This window comes from Mycobacterium sp. GA-2829 (genome assembly GCF_001499965.1).
Classification (GTDB): Bacteria; Actinomycetota; Actinomycetes; order Mycobacteriales; family Mycobacteriaceae; genus Mycobacterium.
Genome location: NZ_LQIT01000078.1, coordinates 73,970 through 97,028, shown reverse-complemented (window position 1 = coordinate 97,028; position 23,059 = coordinate 73,970). Strand labels below are relative to the sequence as shown.

Genomic DNA, 23,059 nt, shown 5'->3' with positions numbered 1-23,059 from the left:
ACCCCGATCGGGTATCTCGATCAGATGGGCGCACCGATCGTCGTCATGGGCGTCTCCGGATCGGGGAAGTCCACGGTCGGTGCGGCACTGGCGCAGCGACTACGGGTCCCGTTCGCCGACGCCGACGACTTCCATCCACCCGCCAACATCGCCAAGATGACGGCGGGCCAACCACTCGACGACGACGACCGCCACCCGTGGCTGGAAGCCATCGGCACCTGGCTGGCCGACCACTCCGACGGCGGGGTGATGAGTTGTTCGGCGCTCAAGGTGCGGTACCGCGACCAACTCCGAACGCATTGCCCCACTGTCGAATTCCTGCACCTGGCCGGTGCCGTTGAGGTCATCGCGCGACGGCAGGCCAGTCGGCCGGGACACTTCATGCCCGCCTCGCTGTTGGCGTCGCAGTTCGCCACCCTGGAGCCGCTGACCCCGGAGGAACGCGGTCTGGCGATCGACGTCGACCAGAGCATCGACGCGATCATCGAGGAGTACGTCGCGCGGACGTCCCCGTCCACCGACGGGCCGGGCCTCAGCCCTTGACCACCTGGGTGCCGCCCGCCATCTCGTCGTGCTTGCCCTGTTTGGTCGGGCTCCCGCTGATCGTCACCGCGATGACGATGATCGCGACGACGCCGAGCAGACCACCGATGAACGGGATGATCGGCAGCAGTGTGAACAGGTTGCGGATCGCCGCCTGCGACGCGGACGGTTTCGGTGCGCCGCCGGGGCCGCGCACGCTCAGCCCCAGCAGTTTCTTGCCCGGCGTCCACCCCTGCGTCACCTCGAACGCTAGGTAGTACACGAAGGACAGCGCGCCGGTGAACAGGCCGGTCACCCAGACGTTGGACAGCGAATCGGTCAGCATTGCCAGCACGAAGCCGATGATCCCGACGATGATGCCGTCGATGATCCGGGCCAGGAACCGCAGGCCGAGGCCGCCGGGGACCTGTCCGCCGAACGGCGGGGGATACCCGTACTGGGGTTGTCCGTACTGAGGGGGATAGTCACCGGTCGTCATCGCTGCCTCCTGAACGCGTCGTCGGTGGAGACGAATCTACCGTCGGGAAACGACGAACCGGGCGCTTCGGCGCGCCCGGTTCGACAAGATCACTTCCCCGCGTCAGCGCAACCGCTTCTTGGCGCGCTTGGCATCCTTACGGGCCTGCTTCTGAGCTTGCTTGACCTGGCTGCGCGTGGTCTCGGCCAGTTCGTTGGCCCGCTTCTGCGCCAGCAGCGCCAGCTCGGCACTGCGGCCCCGGGCGACGTCGGCGAGTTCGGGGCCACGGTCGCGGGCGACGTCGACCCATTCGGAACCGCGGTCACGGGCGACCTCGGCCAGCACCGCGCCACGCTTGCTCGCCACCTCGGCCAGCTCCGCACTGCGCTTGCTGGCGACCTCCGCCAGTTCGGCGCCGCGCTTGGAGGCGACCTCGGCGAACTCGGCGCCGCGTTCCCGGGCGACCTCGGCCAGCTCGGCGCCGCGCTTGCTCGCCACGGTGGCCAACTCGCGGCCACGCTCGGCGCCGACGTGCAGGCCGTGGCCGAGCTTCTCGGCCAACTCACTGTCGGCCAGCGAGCCGCCGGCGGCCGCACCGACCGGCAGCGCCGCCGAAACCTTGTGCGCCGCCTGGCGGCCGCGCCAGCCCAGCGACGGTTTGCCCTCGGTGTCGACGGCCGCGATGATCAGGCCGCCGATCAGGCTCACATCGGTGAGGAAGGCGCGCCGCTCGTCGGCCTTGCGCGCCGGGTCGGTCTCGTTCCAGAACATGTGTCCGCCGAGGCTGCCCGGCACGACACTGAGCGCCAGCGCGGCGGATGCCAGCCGCGGCAGCTTGCCCGATGCCAGCAAGAGCCCGCCGCCGATCTGCACACCCGCCACGACTTTGGCGACGGTCTCGGCGTCGCTGGGCACGTTCGTGCCCACCGGATCAGGCAGCTTGCTCAAGCCTTCGAGCGTCGGCTTGGCCGCATCGACAGCCGGCTTGGGGCTCCGCAGAGCCTCCACTCCGCGCCCGATGAACACTGCAGACAACATGGGTCGCGCGATACGTCGGATCAGCATGTTGCGCTGTGTTCCCCCGCCGTGCGGGACACAAACTCCCCAAGTGCGGGCCGGTGCTCAACGCTTGCGCACCGGCAGCCAGAACCACGACGACGCCAGCGCCACCGCCGTCACCGCGCCCGCCGCCCACGCCGCGGGCGCGCCGAGCACCGCGTCGAAAATGATCGCCGCGACCCCCGTCAACGCCGTCCCCAACAACGTGAGCCCGGCGATCGCGAACCGGTGCGACGAGGCGACCAGTACGTCGAGCCTGCGGCGACGAAACAACATGCGGTGCATGCTGACCGGCGCCACCAGCAGCACCGTCGAGCCCATCGACGACATCACCGTCAGCAGGTAGACCACCCGCGCCCCGCCGTCGAGGTCGCCGAACCGCTCCTGGAACGGCAGGATCAGCAGGAACCCGGTGAGCACCTGCACACCGGTCTGGGCGACCCGCAGCTCCTGCAGCAGGCTCGACCAGTTGCGGTCGAGACGTTCGGTCTCGGTCTCGTTGCGGCTCGGATCCCACCGCTGACTGTGCCGGTGGTCGGTGTCTTCGCCGGTCATCAGTCGATTCTCCCAGCCCGCGGGGCGGTGTGTGGCGCTGACTAGGGTGGGTGGTCGAGTCGCCCTACGTGAGGAGGTCGCCGTGGCACTGGTTGCCGGCATCGATTCGTCGACCCAGTCCTGCAAGATCCTGGTGTGCGACGCCGACACCGGTGAGATCGTCCGCTCGGCGACCTCACCGCACCCCGGCGGCACCGAGGTCGATCCGCAGTTGTGGTGGGCCGCGCTGCAGTCGGCCGCGACCGCCGCGGGCGGCCTCGACGACGTGGAGGCGGTGTCCGTCGGCGCCCAGCAACACGGCATGGTCTGCCTCGACTCCTCGGGCGGCGTCGTGCGAGATGCGTTGCTGTGGAACGACACTCGATCGGCTGCCGCCGCGGCCGACCTGGTCGAGGAGCTCGGTGGCCCCGGTGCGTGGGCCGACCGGATCGGGGTGGTCCCTGTCGCCGCGATCACCGCGGCCAAACTCCGGTGGCTGACCGACGCCGAACCCGGCAACGCCGACGCGACCGCGGCGGTGTGCCTGCCGCACGACTGGTTGACGTGGCGGCTGTCCGGATCGCAGGACATCGCCGACGTGCGCACCGACCGTAGCGATGCCAGCGGCACCGGATACTTCTCCGCTCAGAGCGGGGAGTACGTCGTCGACCTGCTCGAGCTCGCGATGCGGGGCCGCAGGCCCGCGCTGCCGCAGGTGCTCGGCCCGGTCGACACGGCGGGCCGGACCGCCTCCGGAGCGCTGCTCGGTCCGGGTGCTGGCGACAACGCCGCCGCGGCGCTGGGACTCGGTGCGGCGCCGGGGGATTGCGTGGTGTCGCTGGGCACCTCGGGTGTGGTCAGCGCGGTGACCGCCACCGCGCCCCACGATCCCGAAGGTCTGGTCGCGGGCTTCGCCGATGCGACCGGGCGGCAGCTGCCGCTGGTGTGCACCCTCAACGGCGCCCCGGTGCTGGCGGCCACCGCCAAGATGCTGCGCGTCGAGTTCGACGAGTTCGACCGCCTGGCGCTGCAGGCCGGCGCGGGCGCCGAGGGGGTCACGCTGGTGCCGTACTTCGACGGGGAGCGTTCACCCAACCTGCCGGAGGCCACGGGTGCGCTGCACGGTCTGACCACCCGCAACTTCACGCCCGCCAACGTGGCGCGCGCGGCGGTGGAGGGTCTGTTGGCGTCGATGGCGTTCTGCATCGACAAGATCTCCGATCAGGGCGTCGACGTGAAGAGGATCATCCTCATCGGCGGCGGTGCGCGGTCGGAGGCGGTGCGCCGCATCGCGCCCGCAGTGCTGGGCCGGCCCGTGCATGTGCCGAATCCCGCCGAGTACGTGGCGTTGGGCGCCGCCCGGCAGGCCGCCTGGGTGCGCAGCGGGGGCGACGCCCCGCCCGACTGGTCGTTCGGCGGCACGGCCTCCTACGAGGCCGAGCCGACCCCGCACGTCACCGAGCGGTACATGACCGCCCAGGCGTTGACGCTGGGGCAGTGACCACCGCGTGTTACGTCCACCTATGACGTAACACGGTTCATGTTGAGTATGTGAACTTCCATGATACGTTCGCGGCGCAATGTGATGCTGCATGCGGAGGAGGTTCGCGGTGTCCACACAGTCGTCGCGCGCCGGCAGTCATTCTCACCGGCGTTCGGAGATCGTCGAATTCGTCAAGGTGCGGGGCGGCGCCCGCATCGACGAACTGGCCGACGTGTTCGGCGTCAGCACCATGACGATCCACCGTGACCTCGACCATCTGCACGCCCGCGGGATGCTGCGCAAGGTGCGGTCCGGCGCCGAGGCGCCGCCCAGCGAGGCGTTCGAGCGCAACATCGATCTGCGCAAGAGCCTCAACCTCGCCGAGAAACAGGCTGTCGCACAAGCGGGTTTCGCCTGGGCCGCGGGCCGCGTCGACATGCAGGCGGTCGCCCTGGATGACAGCACCACCGCGCTGCATCTGCTGCCCACGCTGCTCGCGCACCTCCCCCTGACCGTGGTCACCAACTTCCTGCCCGCCATCAACGAGCTGTCGGCCGACCCGCGCGTCCGCCTCAACGCCATCGGCGGCGACTTCGTCCCCGAGTTCTCCTCGTTCGTCGGTCCGCAGTCGGTGCGGGCGCTGCGGGACATGCACTACGACGTGCTGTTCATGTCCGTACCGGCCGTCTCGCGCGGGATGTGTTACCACCCGTCCAGCGCGGCCGCCGAGCTCAAACGCGCGTTCATGGACAGTGCCGAGATCCGCGTGCTGATGATCGACCACACCAAGTTGGCGCGCCGCGCCATCCACCGCATCTGCGATCTCGAGGCGTTCGACGCCGTCGTGATCGACGACGGTCTGGGCGCCGAGGACAGGCAGCGCATGGAGGACAGCGGGGCACACCTCGTCGTGGTTCCGCGTGGTACCACCGCCGCGGCGGGGGAGACGGACGAGAGCGGAGGCGCACCACGATGACGTCACCTCTGGTGATCGCGGTCGACTGCTCGACCACGGCCGCGAAGGCGATCGTCGTCGACGCCGGCGGCCGGCTGGTCGGGTCGGGGTCGCACGCGCTGGAGACGAAAAGCCCGGCGCCGCACTGGTTCGAACAGCAGGCCCCCGACTGGTGGACCGCCACCGACCGCGCGATCACCCAGGCGCTGGGCGACATCGACGACGACACCGGGGCCGTCGCCGCGATCTGCGTGACCCATCAGCGCGAGACGTTCGTCTGTCTGGACGACGCCGGTTCACCGTTGCGGCCCGCGATCCTGTGGATGGACGGCCGCGCCGACGTCGAGGTGCGCCGGTACGGCACCGAACGGGTCGAGTTGCTGTCCGGTAAACCCGCCGACATCACCCCCGGTCTGTACAAGCTGCTGTGGCTGCGCGACCACGAGCCCGACATCATGGCCCGCGCACACCGCATCGCCGACGTGCACTCGTACCTCGTGCACGCGATGACCGGACGCTGGGTGTCGAGCCTCGCCTCCACCGATCCGCTGGCGCTGATCGATCAGGCCACCGGCGACTACAGCGACGAACTGCTCACGCTGGCCGGACTGCGCCGCGAACAGCTGCCCGAACTCGTACCCACCGGAACCTCGTTGGGGCGGTTGCGGTCCGACGTCGCCGACCGGTGGGGCCTGAGCCGCGACGTCGTGGTCGTCGCCGGGACGGGTGACGGCCAGGCCGCGGGCGTGGGATTGGGCGTCACCGATCCGGGCGCCGCCTACCTGGTGCTCGGGACCGCGGTCGTGATCGGCAGCGAGACCGTGTCCTACCTGCCCTCGCGCGCGTACCGGTCGATGGTCTCGGCGATCCCGGGACAGACGACGGTGGAGACCTTCAGCGCGTCCGGCACGTATCTGCCGACCTGGTTCCGTCAGGAGTTCGGCGATCCGGACCTCGGCGGGGCGCCCGACCCGCAACTCGAACGCGACGCCGCCGCGCTGCCGGTGGGCAGCGAGAAGCTGCTGACCCTGCCGTACTGGAACGCGGCACAGACCCCGTACTGGGACACCCAGGCTTCTGGTCTGACGATGGGCTGGCGCGGCTGCCACACTCGTGCGCATTTCTACCGGTCGCTGCTCGAGGGCATCGCGTTCGAATTGCGCGTGCAGCTCGACGGACTCGAGCAGGCCCGCGGCGAACGCGTCGACGTGCTGCGCGCGATGGGCGGCGGCGCCCGCAGCGCGCTGTGGACCCAGATCCTCGCCGACGTCTTCGGCCGTCCGCTGGAGGTCTGCGCCTCCGGCGAGGTCAGCGCACTCGGCGCGGCGGCGATCGCGCTGACGGCCATCGGTCAGTACCCGACGCTGCCCGACGCCTCCGCCGCGGTGGCGCAGATCGACGCCGTCGTCGAACCGCGAAGCGCGTCCGTGGCCGAATACGCCCGGCTGCGAACGGTTTACGAGCGGATGTACGCCGACGCGAAGAACATGCTGCACGCACTGCACGACCTACCCCAGCACGAAGGAGAACCACGATGAGAGCGGCCATGTTCTACGGGCCCGGCGAACTACGACTCGAGGACGTCGCCAGTGCCCAACCCGGCCCGGGCGAGGTGCTCGTGGAGGTCAGGGCCGCCGCGACCTGTGGCACCGACCTCAAGTCGTACCGCCGCGGACATCCGAAGCTCTTCCCCGTTCTCCCTTCGCGTTTCGGCCATGAGTTCGCCGGTGTCGTGACCGCCGTCGGCGACGGCGTGACCGACTTCTCCGTCGGGGACCGGGTCACGGCGGCCAACACGGTGCCGTGCGGCCACTGCTGGGCGTGCACCCGCAACCGCCAGAGTCTCTGCGAGAACCTCGAATTCCTCAACGGCGCGTTCGCCGAGGAGGTGATCATCCCGGCGGCCATCGTGCAGCGCAACACCTACCGGTTGCCCGACGACCTCGATTTTGCCGACGCCGCACCGCTGGAACCGTTGGCCACCGTGGTGCACGGAATGCACGAGACCGGAATCGAGCTGGGGGACACCGTGGTCGTCCACGGGGCGGGCCCCATCGGTCTGATGTTCGTACGGCTGGCGACGCTGCGGGGCGCCGACGTGATCTCGGTCGACCAGTCCTCGTGGCGGCTCGAACAGGCCAAGCGGGCCGGTGCGGTGGACACCGTCGACATCTCGGAGGTGACGGACTTCGAGGACCGCGTGGCGCTGATCAAGAGCCGCACCCCGCACGGCCGCGGCGCGGACGTCGGCATCGAGGCGGTCGGCCTGCCGCAGGTCTGGGAGCAGACGGTGCGCACTTTGCGCCCCGGTGCGACGGCGGTGCTCTTCGGCGGCACCCCCAAGGGCGCGCTCTTCTCGGTCGACTCCAGCGCCATGCACTACGAGGAGTACACGCTCAAGGGCGTCTTCCACCACACGCCGGATTTCGTCCGGGTCGCGGTGGACCTGCTCGCCAGCCGGAAGGTCGACGGATCGATGCTGATCACCGAACGCCGTCCGCTGGAGGCGCTGGTGCCCAGCCTCGAGGACATGGCCGCGGGCCGCGGTTCGAAGTACATCCTCGAACCGTGAGCGGCCAGGAACTGCGGCTGGGCCGCGAACGCCAACAGGTCGTCGACGCCTGCCGCGCCCTGAGCCGCTCGGGGCTGGTGGTGGGGACGGCGGGCAATGTGTCGGTGCGGGTCGACGACCTCGTCGTCATCTCGCCGAGCGGGGTGGACTACGAGGCGATGTCGCCGCGCGACGTCGGCATCCACGATCTCGACGGCAGCCCCGTCGACGCGGTGCTGCAGCCCTCCAGCGAGCTGGCCCTGCACCTGGCCGTTTACCGGGGGTCGAGCCACACCGCCGTCGTGCACACCCACGCCCCGGCCTCGACCGCGGCGTCGACGGTGTTCGACGTGCTGCCCGCGTCGCACTACTACGCGGCGTTGTTCGGCGGTGCGGTGCGCGTCGCGCCCTACGCCACGTTCGGCACCCAGCAGCTCGCCGACAACGTCACCGCCGCGCTCGTCGACCGCACCGCCGCGCTGATGGGCAATCACGGTGCCGTGCTGGTCGGCCGGTCGCTGCCCAAGGTGCTCGACATGGTGCCCTACCTCGAGTACCTCTGCGATGTGCAGCTGCGGGCGATGGCCAGCGGCGCCGAGGTCCGCGTCCTCAGCGACGACGAGATCGCCGAGGTCGGCCGCAGGCTGGCCGGTTACGGCCAGCAGGCCACGGGCGCGGGCGCCCAATCGGGTCCGGGCGCGGGCGCCCAATCAGGCACCGGTGGGGCGGCCGCCGAGCAGGACTGAGCGCGGCCATGCACCCGCGGTCATGACACGATGGCAGCGAATGCCGCGCCGACAACAGGAGACTCGCGATGGAGCCCACTTTCTCGCTCGACCTTCCCGAGGACGTCGTCTCGGTGCGCGACTGGGTGCACGAGTTCGCCCGTGACGTGGTCCGGCCCGCCGCCGCCGAATGGGACGAGCGCGAGGAGACCCCGTGGCCGATCATCGAGGAGGCCGCCAAGGTCGGGCTCTACACCCCGGAACTGTTCGCCCAGATGGCCGGTGAGAGCAGCGGTATCGGGCTGATCACCGTGTTCGAGGAACTGTTCTGGGGCGACGCCGGCATCGCGCTGTCGATCCTGGCGACCGGACTCGCCGCCGCGGCGCTGGCGTCGAACGGGACACCGCAACAGATCGGGGACTGGCTGCCCGCGATGTTCGGCACCCCGGGCGACACCAAGGTCGCCGCGTTCTGTTCGTCGGAACCCGGCGCCGGTTCGGACGTGGGAGCGGTGCGCACGCGCGCGGTCTACGACGAAGCCGCCGACGAATGGGTGCTCAACGGCACCAAGACCTGGGCCACCAACGGCGGCATCGCCAACGTCCACGTGGTCGTCGCCTCCGTGTACCCCGACCTGGGCACCCGCGGGCAGGCCAGCTTCATCATCCCGCCGGGCACCAAGGGCCTCTCGCAGGGACAGAAGTTCAAGAAGCACGGCATCCGCGCCTCACACACCGCCGAGGTGGTCCTCGACAACGTCCGCATCCCGGGGGAGCTGATCCTCGGCGGGCGGGAGAAGTTCGAACAGCGGATGGCGCGGGCCAAGGAGGGACAGCGCACCGCAAGCCAGGCCGCGATGGCGACGTTCGAGCGCACCCGGCCGTTCGTCGGGGCGATGGCGCTGGGCGTCGCGCGTGCGGCTTACGAGTACGCGCTCGACTACGCCTGCCAGCGTGAGCAATTCGGCCGCAAGATCGGCGAGTTCCAGGCGGTGGCGTTCAAACTCGCGGATATGAAGGCCCGCATCGACGCCTCCCGGATGCTGGTGTGGCGCGCCGGGTGGATGCACCGCAACAACAAGGCGTTCACCTCCGCCGAGGGGTCGATGGCCAAGTTGTACGCGAGCGAGACCGCCGTCTACGTCACCGACGAGGCGATCCAGATCCTCGGCGGCAACGGCTACACCCGCGACTACCCGGTGGAGCGGATGCACCGGGACGCCAAGATCTTCACGATCTTCGAGGGCACCAGTGAGATCCAGCGTCTGGTCATCGGCCGTGCGCTGACGGGTCTGCCGATCCGCTGACCGGTCGGCTCTGCCTGCGCACGTGGGCGGCGATGCGCAGATCCCGCATGCGTTCCAGGTGGGCGGTCATCAGGTCGCTCGCCGCGGCGGCGTCGTTGTCGCGGACGGCCGTCATGATCTCCTCGTGCTCGGCCAGGCCGCGACCGGCCACCTTCGGCGCTGCGTTGTCGGGGCGGTAGTCGGTGAGCATGTCGTCGAGGTGCCCGAGCGTCGATTCGATGACGTCGCTGCGGGCGGCGCCGCGCAGCGCGAGATGGAACAGCCCGTTCAGTTCGGGATAGAGGGCCGGGTCGCGTTCCTCGCGCCGCAACGTCAGGGTGTGTTCGAGCCGTTCGAGGTCGACGGCGCCGCGGCGCTGGGCCGCGAGCGCGGCGGCGCGCGCCTCGAGTGGGATACGCGCCTCGTAGATTGCGGCCACCTCCTCGGCGGAGCGCTGTCGGACAATGAACCCGCGTTCGTGGCGTTCGATGAGCCGGTCGTGTGCGAGGCGGGCCAGGGCGTCGCGCATCGGGGTGCGCGACACCCCGTAGAGCTTGCCGAGGGTGGTCTCCAGCAGCACGGTGCCGGGCTCGAAGCGGCCAGTCAGCAAATCTTGCTTGACGCGTAGGTAGTGCGCGTCGGCACGCGATACGTGTTCGCTGTCAACGTTTTTGATCACGGCGATCCTATCCTCCCTGACGTTTGACGCCCCCACAGCCAGCGTATACGCTCGCGTACGTGATGTGGCCACAGCGAACCGCGCCCCCGGCGGGTTTGCCTGCGCCGGCCGCGTCCGTCCTGCGCGCCAGGTATCTAGTGCGGCGCCGTTACGTCGACCTGCTGCTCATCAACAGCTGTCTTTGTTGTCGCTGACGCCTTGACGGGTGCCGCTGCGCGTCACGCGTGCGCGGTGTCGCCCGTCTGATCGCTTCGTTGAAACCCATCAGAGCTCGCATGCCCGCGTAGTCGTCGTCGACGGCCGCCCCGGGCGGCGTACCTCGCTCTCGAAAGGCACTGCGTCACATGACCGAATCTCGTCGTATGCACCTGGGTTTGACGATCTGGCCGACCGGGTTCCACCCCGCCGCGTGGCGGGTGCCCGGCTCGTTCCCGGACGGCAATTCGAACCCGACCCTGCTGGCCGAGGCCGCCCGCACCGCCGAACGCGGCGTCTTCGACTTCTTCTTCATCGGTGACCGCCTGGTCGGGCTGCCGGAATCGCAGTTCGCCAACCCCAATGAGGTGCTGCGGCCCGAGGCGCTGACGCTGGCGTCCTTCATCGCCGCCTCCACCAGTCGCATCGGTCTGATCACCACCGTCAACACCACGTATTCCGACCCCTACAACGTCGCCCGCGCCACCGCCACCATCGATCACCTCAGCGGCGGCCGGGTCGGGTTGAACATCGTCACCGGCAAGAACGTCGAGGCCGCCCGCAACTTCGGGCGAGATCAGCACTGGGACAACGAACGTCGCTACGACTGGGCGTCGGAGTACATCCAGGTGCTGCAGTTGTTGTGGGACAGTTGGGAAGACGACGCACGTGTCGCCGACGGCGTCACCGGACAGTTCGTCAACCCCCACCGCGTGCACCGCATCGACTTCCGCGGCGAGTTCTTCTCCGTCGACGGGCCGTTGAACGTCGAACGGCCAGTGCAGGGGCTGCTGCCCATCGTCAACGCCGGCGCGTCGGAACGCTCCCGCGAACTCGGCGCGCAGTACTCCGACCTGCGGTTCACCAACTCCTCAACCCTCGGTCTCGATGGCGCCCGCGCCTACTACGCCGACCTCAAGGCGCGGCTGCCCCGATACGGCCGCCGGCCCGACGATCAGCTCATCATCCCCGGTGTGGCGGTGTACGTCGAGGAGACGAAATCGGCTGCCCACGCCGCTTATACGGATCTCCAGCGGCGGCTCAACACCGGCGCGAAGGGACGCGCACAGCTCTCGGAGGCCCTCGGTGTCGACCTCTCGGCGGTGCCGGGGGAGACGGCTCTGGCCGATGTGGTCGACGTGGCCGCGCTGACCGGGTCGGCGCGCGCGGTGGTCGATTCGGCGGCGACGCTCTACGGTCACGACCGCGCGACCGTCGCCGAGGTGACCGCATCGCTGATCCGCGGCGGCATGTTCAAGGAGGTGGTGGGTTCACCGACGGACGTCGCCGACGTCCTCGAGGAGTGGTTCACCACCGGGGCGGCCGACGGGTTCATGATCTTCCCACCCCGAGTGCCCTACGGCATCGGCGCGTTCGTCGACCTGGTGGTGCCCGAGTTGCAGCGCCGCGGTCTGCACCGCCGGGAGTACGCGGGGTCGACGCTGCGTGACCACCTCGGACTGTCCCGGCCGCAGAACCGTTTCACCGCAGGCGAATTCCACACCGTGGGAGCGGCGACGTGACCGCGCGGGTCTTCGTCGCCGCCGACACGCTCGCCGCGCGGCTCGCCGCCGGCGACGACGTACGCGTGCTGGAGGTCCGCCGTGACGACACCGCACCGGTGCCCGGCCACATCCCGGGTGCGGTCCCGGTGAGCCTGGTCGACGATCTGGCCCGCCCCGGTGCGCCGGCCACCGCGGGCCGCAGGCCGCTGCCCGACATCGCGGATCTGCAACGCGCCGTGCGTCGTTGGGGTATCGGCGCTCGCACCGCGGTGGTGGTCTACGACCATGACCTGGATTTCGCGTCGGCGCGCGGGTGGTGGGTGCTGCGGTGGGCCGGGCTCGACGACGTGACCATCCTGGACGGCGGCTGGCCCGCCTGGAGGCGCGCAGGGCATCCCGCCGGGGGCCTCGCCGGTGACCTCCCCGAGGGCGACGCGACGCTGCGGCCCGGCGGGTTGCCCCAACTCGACGCCGACCACGCCGCACGACTCGCGGACGCGGGTGCCCTGATCGACGCCCGCGGCGCCGACGCCTTCGACAAGGGCCACATCCCCGGCGCCCGCAACGTGAGTTCGGCCGCGACGCTGACCGCTGACGGCACGCTGGCGGATGCGGACGTGATCCGCGGCCTCTACGGACTGGATTCCGGCGAGGTGCCCGGACTCTACTGCGGTGGGGGTGTCGCGGGGGCCCACGCGGTCGCGGTGCTCGCCCATCACGGTGTGACCGCACCGCTGTTCGTCGGGTCGTTCTCCGCGTGGAGCGCCGACCCGCAGCGCCCCGTCGAGACCCGCACCGGGCTGCGCACCTCATGACCGCCACCCGTGGTCGCGCCCGCCTCGTCCGGCCCCGCAGGCCCACCGAGGCCGGCGATGCGGTGAGCCGCGCCGACAGGCGGGACGCCAGGCGTCAACGCCGGATCATCCTGCTCGGACGCATCGGGATCGCCGTGCTGTTCGTGGGTGGGTGGCAGCTCGCATCGGACCGGCTGATCTCCGCGTTCTACGTGTCCTCACCCGCGGCAGTGGTCGAGCGGCTCGGGTCACTCGTCGCCACCGGCGAATTGTGGCCGCACCTGACCCAGACTCTCGTCGAAGTCGCGCTCGGACTGCTCATCGGCGTACCGCTGGGCGCGGTGCTCGGTGTGGCACTGGGCTTCTCGACCCTGCTCGGCGGATGGCTGCTGCCCTACATGATGGCGCTCTACAGCCTGCCACGGGTGGTGCTCGCCCCGCTGTTCATCATCTGGTTCGGCGTCGGGCTGGTCTCCAAGGTCACCATGGTCGTGACAATGGTCGTCTTCGTGGTGTTCTACAACGTCTACCAGGGCGTCCAGGAGATCGAGCGGGACCTGTTGGACGTCGCCAAATCGCTGCGCGCCAACAAATTCCAGACGCTGCGCTGGATCGTGCTGCCGTCGCTGGTGCCGTGGCTGATCACCGGGCTGCGGTTGTCGATCGGGATCGCCCTCATCGGCGCGGTGATCGCCGAGCTGATCGCGGCCAGCCAGGGGCTCGGCTACTACATCAAGTACTCGTCGAACCTCCTCGACGTCACGGGGGTGTTCGCGGGTCTGGCCGTCATCACCGTCGTCGCCATCACGCTCGAACAACTCCTCAAACGCCTCGAACGCCGCGTCGCACCGCGGTGACCACCCCCCTCGGAAGACCCTTCGGAAGGACTCCCATGCCCTCGACCCGTTTCCGGCGCCTCGCCGCGCTCCTCGCCGCCACCACCGCGGTCAGCGCGGGCTGCGCGGGCGCCTCCGACGACGACGCCTCCACGCTGAAGGTCGGCATCGTGTGCGGCGGCATCAGCCTGGCCGCACTGACCATCGACGAGGGCAAGATCGACGGCGTCGACGCGGAGCAGGTGTGCTTCGACAGCGGGTCGGATGCGGTCCAGGCGCTCAGCGGCGGCAGCATCGACGCATTCATCGGCGCGGGGGAGCACGTGGTGCGCAACCGCATCAAAGGCCTCGACGTGACCGGATACGCAGTGCTCAGCCACACCCCGCCGTACTCGTTGGTCAGCAGCAACAACGCCCCCGTGCGGGAGGTGTCCGACCTCGCGGGCAAGACCGTCGCGGTCACCGCACCCGGCAGCCTGTCGGACACCGAACTGCAGCGCGCCGCAGCCGAATCCGACGTCGCCTACGACAGCATCCGGGTGATCGGGGCGGGCACCGGCGCCACCATGCAGGCGACCATCGAGAAGGGCGGCGCCGCCGCAGGCATGGTCAGCGATCCCACGCTGACCACCATGCTGCAGTCGGGGAACTTCACACTGACCTGGAAACCCGAATTCCTCTACATCGCATTGGCGGTCATCGCCAAGAAGTCCTGGGTCGACGCCCACCGCGACACGCTCAAAGCCTTCGTGCAGGGCGTGCGCGCCACCCAGGAACGTTCGCTCGCCGATCTGCCCGCCGCCGTCGACGTCGCCACCAAGCAGGCCCCGGGTCTCGACGAGACCGTGCTCGAGGAGGTCGTCAAGACCACGCTCGAGCAGGCGCCCGAGGGTCTCGTCGTCCCCGAATCCACCTACGCCGACACCGTCGCGCTGCTCGAGGAAGTCGGTCAGGTCGAGGCGGGCAAGGCGCCCGCCTTCGGTGCGGCGTTCGACTTCTCGCTGCTGGAATCGCCGTGAGCGGCATCGACTTCCGCGGTACGCAGATCACCTACCGCACCCGCACCGGACGCAGGCTCGCCGTGGAACGGGCCGACCTGACCGTCGCGTCGGGGGAGTTCCTGGCGCTGGTCGGTCCGAGCGGGTGCGGGAAGTCCACGCTGCTCAAGGCGGCGGCCGGGCTCGTCGCGCCGACGGCCGGACAGGTGCTGGTCGGCGGGGCCCCGGTGGGCGAATCGACGGCCAGAGTCGGCATGGTCTTCCAGAACGACGCGCTGCTGCCGTGGCGATCGGTCGTCGACAACGTACGTCTGCCGTTGCAGATCGACGGCGGGCGGCGCACCGGTCAGGACCAGCGGATCGCCGAACTGCTCGACCTCGTCGGCCTCTCCGACTTCGGGGACTACCTGCCCCGGCAGCTGTCCGGGGGGATGCGCAAACGCGTGGCCCTGGCCCGCACGCTGGCATCGGAGCCCACGGTGTTCCTGATGGACGAACCGTTCGGCCCGCTCGACGCGCTGACCCGCCGCGAGATCAGCGCGGACTTCCTCGCACTGTGGGAGAGGTTGCGCACCACCGTCGTCTTCGTCACCCACGACGTCGACGAGGCATTGCTGCTCGCGGATCGCGTGGCAGTGATGAGCCCGTCACCGGGACGCATCGTCGAGGAGTTCGTCAACCCCCTCGACCGACCGCGCGACATCCGCGAACTGCGGTTCACCGCCGAGTACCACCACCTCTACGACGCGGTCTCCGACGCGCTCGGGGTGGCGTGACTCAGGAGTATGCGGGATAAGGGTTGGCGCGCAACACTTTCGCGAGGTGCACCGCGTTGCGGGCGGCGTTCTTCGTGGTGCTCGCAACGGCCTCCGGGGTCTCGTCGAGGTCCTTGAAGTCCCGGCCGCCCATCGCCTCGTCGTTCCAGTAGGTGCAGCCCTGGGCGGCGATGCTGAACCCGATGTCGTTGAGCGCCTGGAACAGATCGGCGACGATCTTGTGCGCGCCGTCCTCGTTGCCGACGACCGCGGCGAGCGCCACCTTGCCGACCTGGCGGGGCCGTCCCGCGTCGTCGGTCTCGGACAGTTCGGCGTCGAGGCGTTCGAGGACGCGCTGCGCGATGCTCGACATGTGTCCCACCCAGGTCGGCGTGGCGATGACGAGGATGTCGGCGGCGACGATCTTCTCGAGGATCGCGGGCCACTCGTCCCCGTCACCCATGTCGGCCTCGACACCGGGCAGCAGGTTGTGGTCGACGCAGCGCACGGATTCGCACTGCACCCCCGACTCCCGCATGGCGTCGAGCAGTTGGTCGGCGATCACCGCGCTGCTCGACGGGGCCGGGCTGGGTTTGAGGCTGCAGGTCAGGGCCAGCGCGCGCAGGGGAGCGTTCTGTTCGGATGAGGTCATGGCGGTCGACTACCCGTCGCCGTCGCGGGGAAACGGGGCCGCGGTGGGCGTCACCGGCCGGTCATGGCCGGTTGTGCGACGATGCCGGAATGAGCGAACATCCGTTCCACTTCGAACCCAGCGACGACGGCGCGTTCCTGCCGACCCGGTTCGCGCAGAGTCACTGGGGCGATGACCACCTGAACGGACCCGCGGTCGTCGGGCTGGCGGCCCGCGTGCTCGAGTCGGAGTACGGCCACGACGAATTCCTGCCCACGCGGCTGACGGTCGACCTGTTCAAGGCCGCACGCGGCGTCCGCACGACGGCGAAGACGAACCTGCTGCGCGACGGCAGGCGGATCCGCAACAGCGAATGCGAGCTCGTGCAGGACGGCGTCACCGTCGCCCGGGCCACCCTGGTGCAGTACCGGCGCGCCGAGGCGCCGCGCGGTGCGGAGTGGGTCGCTCCCGGCCCGTACGAGGTCCCGCCCGAGGTCGATCCGGCACGGATGATCCACCTCGGCAGCGACGGGTTGGGCTGGACCAACGCGATCGTCGACCACCAGAACACCGCCCGCAAACGCACCTGGAGTCGCGCGGTGCAGGTGGTCGCCGGCTCCGGGAACTCCCCGTTCGTCGACGCGGTGATGGCCGCCGAGGGCACCAGCCTGGTCACCAACCTCGGTACGGCCGGGGTGGGGTACATCAACGGTGACCTCACGGTGGCGCTGTCCCGCCTGCCGGTCGACGAGTGGGTCGGGGTGCAGGCGGATTCGCACTGGGTCGCCGACGGCGTCTCGGTGGGCACCGCGACGCTCTACGACCGGGCGGGCGCGTTCGGCGCGGGCATGGTGACCGCCGTGAGCAACCCGGCCGCCCAGATCGACTTCTCCGCCGACCCCTTTCCGTCCAGGACGCACTGACCTCCACGTAGGGTTTGGCACGTGGATCTGCTGCTCGGTATCGACATCGGGACGGGGAGCACCAAGGGCGTACTCGTCGACGTGAGCGGTTCGCTCATCGCGTCGGAGACCATCGCCCACGCGATGAGCCTGCCGCGGCCCGGCTGGGCCGAAGCCGACGCCGAGGGTATGTGGTGGCGGGAGGTCTGCCGCATCAGCGCCGCGCTGATGGCGCAGGTGCCCGCCGGCGGGACGGTCGCCGGGATGTGCGTGAGCGGGGTGGGGCCGTGCCTGGTCCTCTGCGACGATCAGCTGCGACCGCTGCGGCCGGCCATCCTGTACGGGGTCGACACCCGGGCTACCGCGGAAATCGAGGCGCTGACAACCGAATTCGGTGAGGAGAACATCCTCGAGCGGGCGGGCACATTGCTCTCCAGCCAGGCCGTCGGCCCGAAGATCGAGTGGGTACGCAACCACGAACCCGAGGTGTTCGACCGTGCCACCGGCTGGTACGGGTCGAACTCCTACATTGCCGCCAAGCTGACCGGTGAATACATCATCGACCACCACACCGCCAGCCAGTGCGATCCGCTCTATTGCACCCGCCGCTTCGAGTGGAACGACGACTGGGCCAAGCGGATCTGCGGTGAGCTGCCGCTGCCGCGGCTGGTGTGGCCGAGCGACGTCGTGGGCACGGTCACCGCCGAAGCGGCCGCGGCGACCGGCGTCCCCGCAGGCACCCCCGTGGCCGCGGGCACGATCGACGCCTACTCCGAGGCGTTCTCGGTCGGCGTGCGCCGGCCCGGCGACCAGATGCTGATGTACGGCTCGACGATGTTCCTCGTCCAGGTCATCGACGAGTACTTCAGCGATCCGACGCTGTGGACCACCACCGGAGTGGAACCGGGCAGCCTGGCGCTGGCCGCGGGCACGTCGACGGCGGGCAGTCTCATCGGCTGGCTCCAGGCGACCACCGGTGGGGCGTCGTTCGAGGAGTTGACGGCCGAGGCCGCGGCGGTGCCACCGGGCAGCGAGGGGCTGTTGATGCTGCCGTACCTCGCCGGTGAGCGCACCCCGGTGTTCGACCCGCGCGCCCGCGGCGTGGTGGCCGGCCTGACCCTGCGGCACGGCCGCGGTCACCTGTTCCGCGCGGCCTACGAGGGCATCTCGTTCGGGATCCGGCAGATCCTCGAACGGTTCGACGACGCGCACTCCGCGGTCCGGACCGTAGCCGTCGGCGGTGGGCTGCGCAGCCCGGTGTGGGCGCAGGCGCTCAGCGACATCACCGGCCGGCCCCAGTTGGTGCCCGAACAGGCGATCGGCGCGAGCTACGGTGACGCGCTGCTCGCCGCGATCGGTACGGGTCTGGTGGAGCCGAGCACCGACTGGGCGAAGATCGCCCGCGTGATCGAGCCGGACCCCCAGCGACAGGCCCTCTACGACGACCTTTACGGGACGTGGCTCGAGCTGTATCCGGCGACCCGCCCGCAGGTGCACCGGCTGTCGGCGCTCGACCCGGACTGAGTCAGCCCCCGACGCTCTCCAGGATCGCCGCCGCGGTCGCCGGATCGGTGACCAGCTGGTTGAAGTAGCCGCCCAGGGCGCCCGCCACGATCGAGGCCACCTTGTCGGTGCCGACGGCCACCGCGATCGTGACCGGGATGTGGCGCAGCGCCTCGAGTTCGACGGCGATCAACCGGTCGCTGCCCTCGAAGTCGACCTCGTTGCCGTCGCGGTCGTAGAAGCGCGAGCACACGTCCCCGACGGCCCCGCGCAGCGAGTTCGACCGGGTCGGCACGAATTGCGGGATGTCCGAACGCATCAGCGGGGGCGCGCCGACGCCCATGAGTGCGCATCGGGCGTGCGGCCACAGGTGCAGGACGCGCTGGATGCTCGGATCGTTGAGCAGCGACGGGTACAGATCCGGACCCGGCAGCGCCGGCGCGAACAGATAATTCGGCCTGCCGTTGACCCGGTTGGCGACCCGGCGGGTGATCTCGTTGGTCTGATACCACTCCTCGGGCTGGTCGTTGCCGCCGACGGTGGGCGCGACGAGAACCCCGGGCAGCGGGACGAGGTCGTATTGGGCGACCTCGTACACCGTGCGGCCGGACGACACCAGCAACACGTCGCCGGGTAGCAGACCAGCCCCCGACAGCGCCCGGCCGACGGCCGGCGCCAGCGCGGCGCCCATCACGTCGACCACTCCGCGTCCCGGCCCGGGGCTGGGCAGTGGATGGCTGAGGAACACCGTCGTCAGCGACAGCGCGCGGGCGACCCGGTCGGCGAGGTCGCCGGAGATCAGTTCGGCCGGCGGCACCACCTCGATGCGCACGATGCCGCGGCGTTTGGCCTCGGCGAGCAGGCGGCTGACCGTGGCGCGGCTGGTGCCGAGCTGTGAGGCGACCTCCGCCTGGGTGGCGTCTTCGGTGTAGTAGAGCTTCGCCGCGGCATACAGCAGCGAAGCCGGGAAATGGCCTTCGTCGGCGTCCGACGCGGGGGCGTCGACACCGGGAGGGGGTGAGGGCTGTGCGGACCGGGGCACGTCAGAGAGTATGACATTGAACACCGGACACTGAACAGATTTTCTCTGAACAGATGTTCTGGACAGATGTGCACCCGGTTGGCTACTGTGAGCGCAGCCACACAGGAGGAGCCGTTTGATGACCGATCAGATCCCGGAGAAGATGCAGGCAGTGGTCTGTCACGGGCCCCGTGACTACCGCCTCGAGGAGATCGCGGTGCCGCAGCGCGGACCCGGTGAGGCGCTGATCCGCGTCGAAGCCGTCGGCATCTGCGCCAGCGACCTGAAGTGCTACCACGGCGCGGCGAAATTCTGGGGCGACGAGAACCGCCCCGCCTGGGCCGAGACCGAGGTCATCCCGGGCCACGAATTCGTCGGCACCGTCGTGGAACTCGACGACGAGGCCGCCCAGCGGTGGGGGATCGCGGTCGGTGATCGGGTGGTCTCCGAGCAGATCGTGCCGTGCTGGGAGTGCCGCTTCTGCAAGCGCGGTCAGTACCACATGTGCCAGCCCCACGACCTGTACGGCTTCAAGCGCCGCACCCCCGGCGCGATGGCGAGCTACATGGTCTATCCCGCGGAAGCCTTGGTGCACAAGGTGTCCAAGGATGTCAAGCCTCAGCACGCCGCATTCGCCGAACCGCTGTCGTGCTCGCTACACGCCGTCGAGCGCGCCCAGATCACGTTCGAGGACACCGTCGTGGTGGCCGGCTGCGGACCGATCGGGCTCGGCATGATCGCCGGCGCCCGCGCCAAGAACCCCATGCGCGTCATCGCGCTCGACATGGCGCCGGAGAAGCTCAAGCTCGCCGAGAAGTGCGGTGCCGACCTCACGATCAACATCGCCGAACAGGACGCCGAGAAGATCGTCAAGGAGCTCACCGACGGGTACGGCGCCGATGTGTACCTCGAGGGCACCGGCCACACCTCGGCCGTGCCGCAGGGCCTCAACCTGCTGCGCAAGCTCGGACGGTACGTCGAGTACGGCGTCTTCGGCAGCGACGTGACGGTGGACTGGAGCATCATCAGCGACGACAAGGAACTCGACGTCCTCGGCGCTCATCTCGGGCCGTACTGCTGGCCCGCCGCCATCAAGATGATCGAGTCCGGCGTCCTGCCGATGGACGAGATCTGCACACATCAGTTGCCGCTCACCGACTTCCAGAAAGGCCTCGATCTGGTCGCCAGCGGCAAAGAGTCGGTCAAGGTCTCGCTGATCCCTGCCTGAAACCGGAAGGTTCCCACCACATGAGTCGAGATCGGGTCGCACAGCACCGTCAGCTGTCGCGCCGGAACATGCTGGCCGCCATGGGTATTGCCGGCGCGGCGGCCGCGAGCCTGCCGGTCCTGTCGGCCTGCGGCGTCGGCGGTAAGGCCAGCGCGCCGAACGGGGCGTCGGAGGTCACGGGAGGCTTCGACTGGCGGAAGGCCAGCGGGTCGACCATCAACATCCTGCAGACCCCGCACCCCTATCAGCAGTCGTATCAGCCGTTGCTCAAGGAGTTCACCGAGCTGACCGGCATCAACGTCAACGTCGACCTGGTGCCCGAGGCGGACTACTTCACCAAGCTCAACACCGAGCTGGCAGGCGGCACCGGTAAGCACGACGCCTTCATGCTCGGCGCCTACTTCATCTGGCAGTACGGGCCGCCCGGGTGGATCGAGGACCTCAACCCGTGGCTGCAGAACACCTCGGCCACCAACGCCGAGTACGACTTCGAGGACATCTTCGAAGGTCTGCGCACCTCCACCCGGTGGGACTTCGAACTCGGCAATCCGCTGGGCACCGGTGGGCAGTGGGCCATCCCGTGGGGTTTCGAGAACAATGTCGTCGCCTACAACAAGGCGTACTTCGACCGGCGCGGGATCAAGAAGCTGCCCGACAACTTCGACGACTTCATCCAGCTCGCTGTCGATCTCACCGACCGCTCCGAGAACCGGTACGGCATCGCCACCCGCGGATCCAAGTCGTGGGCCACGATCCACCCCGGGTTCATGACGCAGTACGTCCGCGAGGGCGCCGTCGACTACACCTTCGACGGCCGCGAACTGGTCGCCGAGATGGACAGCGACAAGGCGGTCGAGTTCACCGAGAAGTGGATCCGGATGCAGCACGAGGCCGGCCCCACGTCGTGGACCACCTACGACTATCCCAACGCCACCGGCGATCTCGGTGACGGCAAGGCGATGATGGTGTACGACGCCGACAGCGCGACGTATCCGAAGAACAAGCCGGGCGCCAGCGCGCAGGCGGGCAACCTCGGCTGGTACCCCGGCCCGGCCGGACCCGACGGCAACTACAAGACCAACCTGTGGACGTGGACGTGGGCGATGAACGCCAACTCCCGCAACAAGTTGCCTGCCTGGCTGTTCATCCAGTGGGCCACCGGCAAGGAGTCCATGAACAAGGCCGTCGAGGGCGGGATCTACGCCGATCCGGTGCGGCAGTCGGTATTCGACACCACGTTCAAGCGGATCGCCGCCGACCAGTACGGCTACCTCGAGACGTTCGAGACCGTGATCCCCAGCTCGAAGATCCAGTTCACCCCGCAGAAGAAGTTCTTCGACACCACGAAGGACTGGGCCGTTGCGCTGCAGGACATCTACGGCGGTGACGATGCGGCGTCCCGGCTGCGCAGCCTCGCCAAGACCAACACCTCCAAGGTCAACCTCTAGGAGCTGGTACTCATGACCACTCAGACGTCCAAGGCCCCGGAGGCATCGTCGCGCCCACCGGTGCAGGGCCAGGACCGCGCACTGCCCGAGGTGCCGTCGTGGCGGCGCAAACTGCGGCCCTACCTGCTGTCGATACCCGCGCTGGTGATCGTCATCGGGATCCTCTACCCGTTCTTCGTCGGCGCGTACTACGCGTTCCTGAATTATGCGGCGGTGAACCCGAATCCGCACTTCGTGTGGTTCGAGAACTTCGCCTCCGTGCTCGGCGACCAGATCTTCTGGTCGAGTGTGAAGGTCACCGCGATCTTCGCGATCGTGGCCACCGCCGTCGAGACGGTGCTGGGGGTCGGGCTGGCGCTGCTGCTCAACCGGTCCAGCATCATCGGCAGGATCTTCGAGAAGGTGCTCATCCTGCCGCTGATGATCGCGCCCGTGATCGCGGGCGTGATCTGGAAGCTGATGTTCAACCCGCAGTTCGGCATCCTCAATCACGTTCTGGGACTGGGTAACACGTTCGACTGGCTGTCTTCGGACAACGCCCTGTGGTCGGTGATCCTGGTCGACCTGTGGATCTTCACCCCGTTCGTGGCGATCCTCGTGCTCGCCGGTATCCGCTCGCTGCCGAAGGAACCGTTCGAGGCGTCCGAGGTCGACGGCGCCAACTGGTTCTACATGTTCCGCAAGCTGATGCTGCCGATGCTGTGGCCCTACATCCTGGTCGCGGTGATCTTCCGGTTCATGGACAACCTCAAGGTGTTCGACCACATCTACGTGCTGACCGCGGGCGGGCCCGGCGTGGCCACCCGCACGTTGCAGATCGGCGCGTTCGAGGACTCGATCATCAACCTCGACTACTCGCGCGGCAGCACCTACATGCTGCTGCTCTGGATCATCGTGTTCATCACCGCGCGCTACCTCGTCAGCGTGCTCGGCAAAGCGCAGCGCCGTGCTGCCGGAGCGGAGTCGTAACC

Annotated in this window: 23 protein-coding genes; 17 read left to right on the top strand and 6 right to left on the bottom strand. The window is 69.2% G+C overall.

What is annotated here, in order from left to right; genetic code table 11:
• Nucleotides 1-24 precede the first annotated feature (24 nt).
• Nucleotides 25-543, top strand: coding sequence for a gluconokinase (locus AU194_RS29285; RefSeq protein ID WP_059092818.1), 519 nt, complete (start codon nucleotides 25-27; stop codon nucleotides 541-543).
• On the opposite strand, the gene AU194_RS29280 is transcribed toward AU194_RS29285, so the two are convergent.
• From AU194_RS29280 to AU194_RS29270, 3 genes are all read right to left on the bottom strand, one after another.
• Nucleotides 533-1,021 carry an RDD family protein gene (locus AU194_RS29280; protein ID WP_059092750.1) on the bottom strand — a complete coding sequence of 163 codons (489 nt, stop codon included), beginning with the start codon at nucleotides 1,019-1,021 and terminating at the stop codon, nucleotides 533-535. The genes AU194_RS29285 and AU194_RS29280 overlap by 11 nt on opposite strands.
• Nucleotides 1,022-1,123: 102 nt before the next feature.
• Entirely contained in the window at nucleotides 1,124-2,065 is a 942-nt protein-coding gene (locus AU194_RS29275) for a DoxX family membrane protein (RefSeq protein WP_059092749.1), read from the bottom strand.
• A 57-nt stretch (nucleotides 2,066-2,122) separates the two neighbouring features.
• A complete protein-coding gene (locus tag AU194_RS29270) occupies nucleotides 2,123-2,614 on the bottom strand; it encodes a DUF6328 family protein (RefSeq protein WP_059092748.1) in 492 nt (163 codons plus the stop codon).
• 82 nt (nucleotides 2,615-2,696) lie between these two features.
• Between AU194_RS29270 and AU194_RS29265 the strand changes: the two genes are divergently transcribed.
• From AU194_RS29265 to AU194_RS29240, 6 genes are all read left to right on the top strand, one after another.
• Nucleotides 2,697-4,094: a xylulokinase gene (locus AU194_RS29265; RefSeq protein WP_059092747.1), complete on the top strand. Its 1,398-nt coding sequence runs from the start codon at nucleotides 2,697-2,699 to the stop codon at nucleotides 4,092-4,094.
• 109 nt (nucleotides 4,095-4,203) lie between these two features.
• On the top strand, nucleotides 4,204-5,052 hold the full coding sequence (locus AU194_RS29260; RefSeq protein ID WP_059092746.1) for a DeoR/GlpR family DNA-binding transcription regulator: 849 nt from the start codon (nucleotides 4,204-4,206) through the stop codon (nucleotides 5,050-5,052).
• The gene (locus AU194_RS29255) at nucleotides 5,049-6,569 is read left to right on the top strand and encodes an FGGY-family carbohydrate kinase (protein WP_082698900.1); all 1,521 of its coding nucleotides are present in this window, start codon (nucleotides 5,049-5,051) and stop codon (nucleotides 6,567-6,569) included. Before AU194_RS29260 ends, AU194_RS29255 begins: the two co-directional genes overlap by 4 nt.
• Complete coding sequence (locus AU194_RS29250; RefSeq protein WP_059092744.1) at nucleotides 6,566-7,603, top strand: zinc-binding dehydrogenase; 1,038 nt, start codon at nucleotides 6,566-6,568, stop codon at nucleotides 7,601-7,603. Before AU194_RS29255 ends, AU194_RS29250 begins: the two co-directional genes overlap by 4 nt.
• Nucleotides 7,600-8,328 carry a class II aldolase/adducin family protein gene (locus AU194_RS29245; protein WP_231743620.1) on the top strand — a complete coding sequence of 243 codons (729 nt, stop codon included), beginning with the start codon at nucleotides 7,600-7,602 and terminating at the stop codon, nucleotides 8,326-8,328. Before AU194_RS29250 ends, AU194_RS29245 begins: the two co-directional genes overlap by 4 nt.
• A gap of 68 nt (nucleotides 8,329-8,396) precedes the next feature.
• Complete coding sequence (locus AU194_RS29240) at nucleotides 8,397-9,614, top strand: acyl-CoA dehydrogenase family protein (protein ID WP_059092743.1); 1,218 nt, start codon at nucleotides 8,397-8,399, stop codon at nucleotides 9,612-9,614.
• On the opposite strand, the gene AU194_RS29235 is transcribed toward AU194_RS29240, so the two are convergent.
• Nucleotides 9,577-10,272, bottom strand: coding sequence for a GntR family transcriptional regulator (locus AU194_RS29235; RefSeq protein WP_059092742.1), 696 nt, complete (start codon nucleotides 10,270-10,272; stop codon nucleotides 9,577-9,579). The two genes, AU194_RS29240 and AU194_RS29235, sit on opposite strands and share 38 nt — an antisense overlap.
• 344 nt (nucleotides 10,273-10,616) lie before the next feature.
• On the opposite strand from AU194_RS29235, the gene AU194_RS29230 reads away from it, so the two are divergent.
• Genes AU194_RS29230 through AU194_RS29210 form a run of 5 tightly spaced genes read left to right on the top strand, consistent with a single transcriptional unit; the run spans nucleotide 10,617 to nucleotide 15,376 of the window.
• The gene (locus AU194_RS29230) at nucleotides 10,617-11,990 is read left to right on the top strand and encodes an NtaA/DmoA family FMN-dependent monooxygenase (RefSeq protein WP_059092741.1); all 1,374 of its coding nucleotides are present in this window, start codon (nucleotides 10,617-10,619) and stop codon (nucleotides 11,988-11,990) included.
• Nucleotides 11,987-12,787: a sulfurtransferase gene (locus AU194_RS29225; RefSeq protein WP_059092740.1), complete on the top strand. Its 801-nt coding sequence runs from the start codon at nucleotides 11,987-11,989 to the stop codon at nucleotides 12,785-12,787. Before AU194_RS29230 ends, AU194_RS29225 begins: the two co-directional genes overlap by 4 nt.
• Nucleotides 12,784-13,623, top strand: a complete 840-nt coding sequence (locus tag AU194_RS29220) for an ABC transporter permease (RefSeq protein ID WP_059092739.1) — start codon at nucleotides 12,784-12,786, stop codon at nucleotides 13,621-13,623. The genes AU194_RS29225 and AU194_RS29220 overlap by 4 nt, the downstream gene beginning before the upstream one ends.
• A gap of 35 nt (nucleotides 13,624-13,658) precedes the next feature.
• Nucleotides 13,659-14,621, top strand: coding sequence for an ABC transporter substrate-binding protein (locus AU194_RS29215; RefSeq protein WP_059092738.1), 963 nt, complete (start codon nucleotides 13,659-13,661; stop codon nucleotides 14,619-14,621).
• Nucleotides 14,618-15,376 (top strand): ABC transporter ATP-binding protein, encoded by a 759-nt coding sequence (locus tag AU194_RS29210; protein ID WP_059092737.1) that lies wholly within the window; start codon nucleotides 14,618-14,620, stop codon nucleotides 15,374-15,376. The genes AU194_RS29215 and AU194_RS29210 overlap by 4 nt, the downstream gene beginning before the upstream one ends.
• A 1-nt stretch (nucleotide 15,377) precedes the next feature.
• Here AU194_RS29210 and AU194_RS29205 read toward each other — a convergent pair whose 3' ends face one another.
• Nucleotides 15,378-16,007: a flavodoxin family protein gene (locus tag AU194_RS29205; RefSeq protein WP_059092736.1), complete on the bottom strand. Its 630-nt coding sequence runs from the start codon at nucleotides 16,005-16,007 to the stop codon at nucleotides 15,378-15,380.
• Nucleotides 16,008-16,096: 89 nt separating this feature from the next.
• Between AU194_RS29205 and AU194_RS29200 the strand changes: the two genes are divergently transcribed.
• Entirely contained in the window at nucleotides 16,097-16,909 is an 813-nt protein-coding gene (locus AU194_RS29200; protein WP_059092735.1) for an acyl-CoA thioesterase domain-containing protein, read from the top strand.
• A 21-nt stretch (nucleotides 16,910-16,930) separates the two neighbouring features.
• Nucleotides 16,931-18,412 (top strand): FGGY-family carbohydrate kinase, encoded by a 1,482-nt coding sequence (locus AU194_RS29195; protein ID WP_059092734.1) that lies wholly within the window; start codon nucleotides 16,931-16,933, stop codon nucleotides 18,410-18,412.
• Nucleotide 18,413: 1 nt separating this feature from the next.
• Here AU194_RS29195 and AU194_RS29190 read toward each other — a convergent pair whose 3' ends face one another.
• Nucleotides 18,414-19,433: a sugar-binding transcriptional regulator gene (locus AU194_RS29190; RefSeq protein WP_059092733.1), complete on the bottom strand. Its 1,020-nt coding sequence runs from the start codon at nucleotides 19,431-19,433 to the stop codon at nucleotides 18,414-18,416.
• A 118-nt stretch (nucleotides 19,434-19,551) separates the two neighbouring features.
• Here AU194_RS29190 and eltD point away from each other — a divergent pair, with 118 nt between their 5' ends.
• From eltD to AU194_RS29175, 3 genes are read left to right on the top strand one after another with little or no spacing between them, the layout of a single operon-like run.
• A complete protein-coding gene (gene eltD, locus AU194_RS29185; RefSeq protein WP_059092732.1) occupies nucleotides 19,552-20,640 on the top strand; it encodes an erythritol/L-threitol dehyrogenase in 1,089 nt (362 codons plus the stop codon).
• A gap of 20 nt (nucleotides 20,641-20,660) precedes the next feature.
• Nucleotides 20,661-22,088 (top strand): ABC transporter substrate-binding protein, encoded by a 1,428-nt coding sequence (locus AU194_RS29180; protein WP_059092731.1) that lies wholly within the window; start codon nucleotides 20,661-20,663, stop codon nucleotides 22,086-22,088.
• 12 nt (nucleotides 22,089-22,100) lie between these two features.
• Entirely contained in the window at nucleotides 22,101-23,057 is a 957-nt protein-coding gene (locus AU194_RS29175) for a carbohydrate ABC transporter permease (RefSeq protein WP_059092730.1), read from the top strand.
• Nucleotides 23,058-23,059 lie beyond the last annotated feature (2 nt).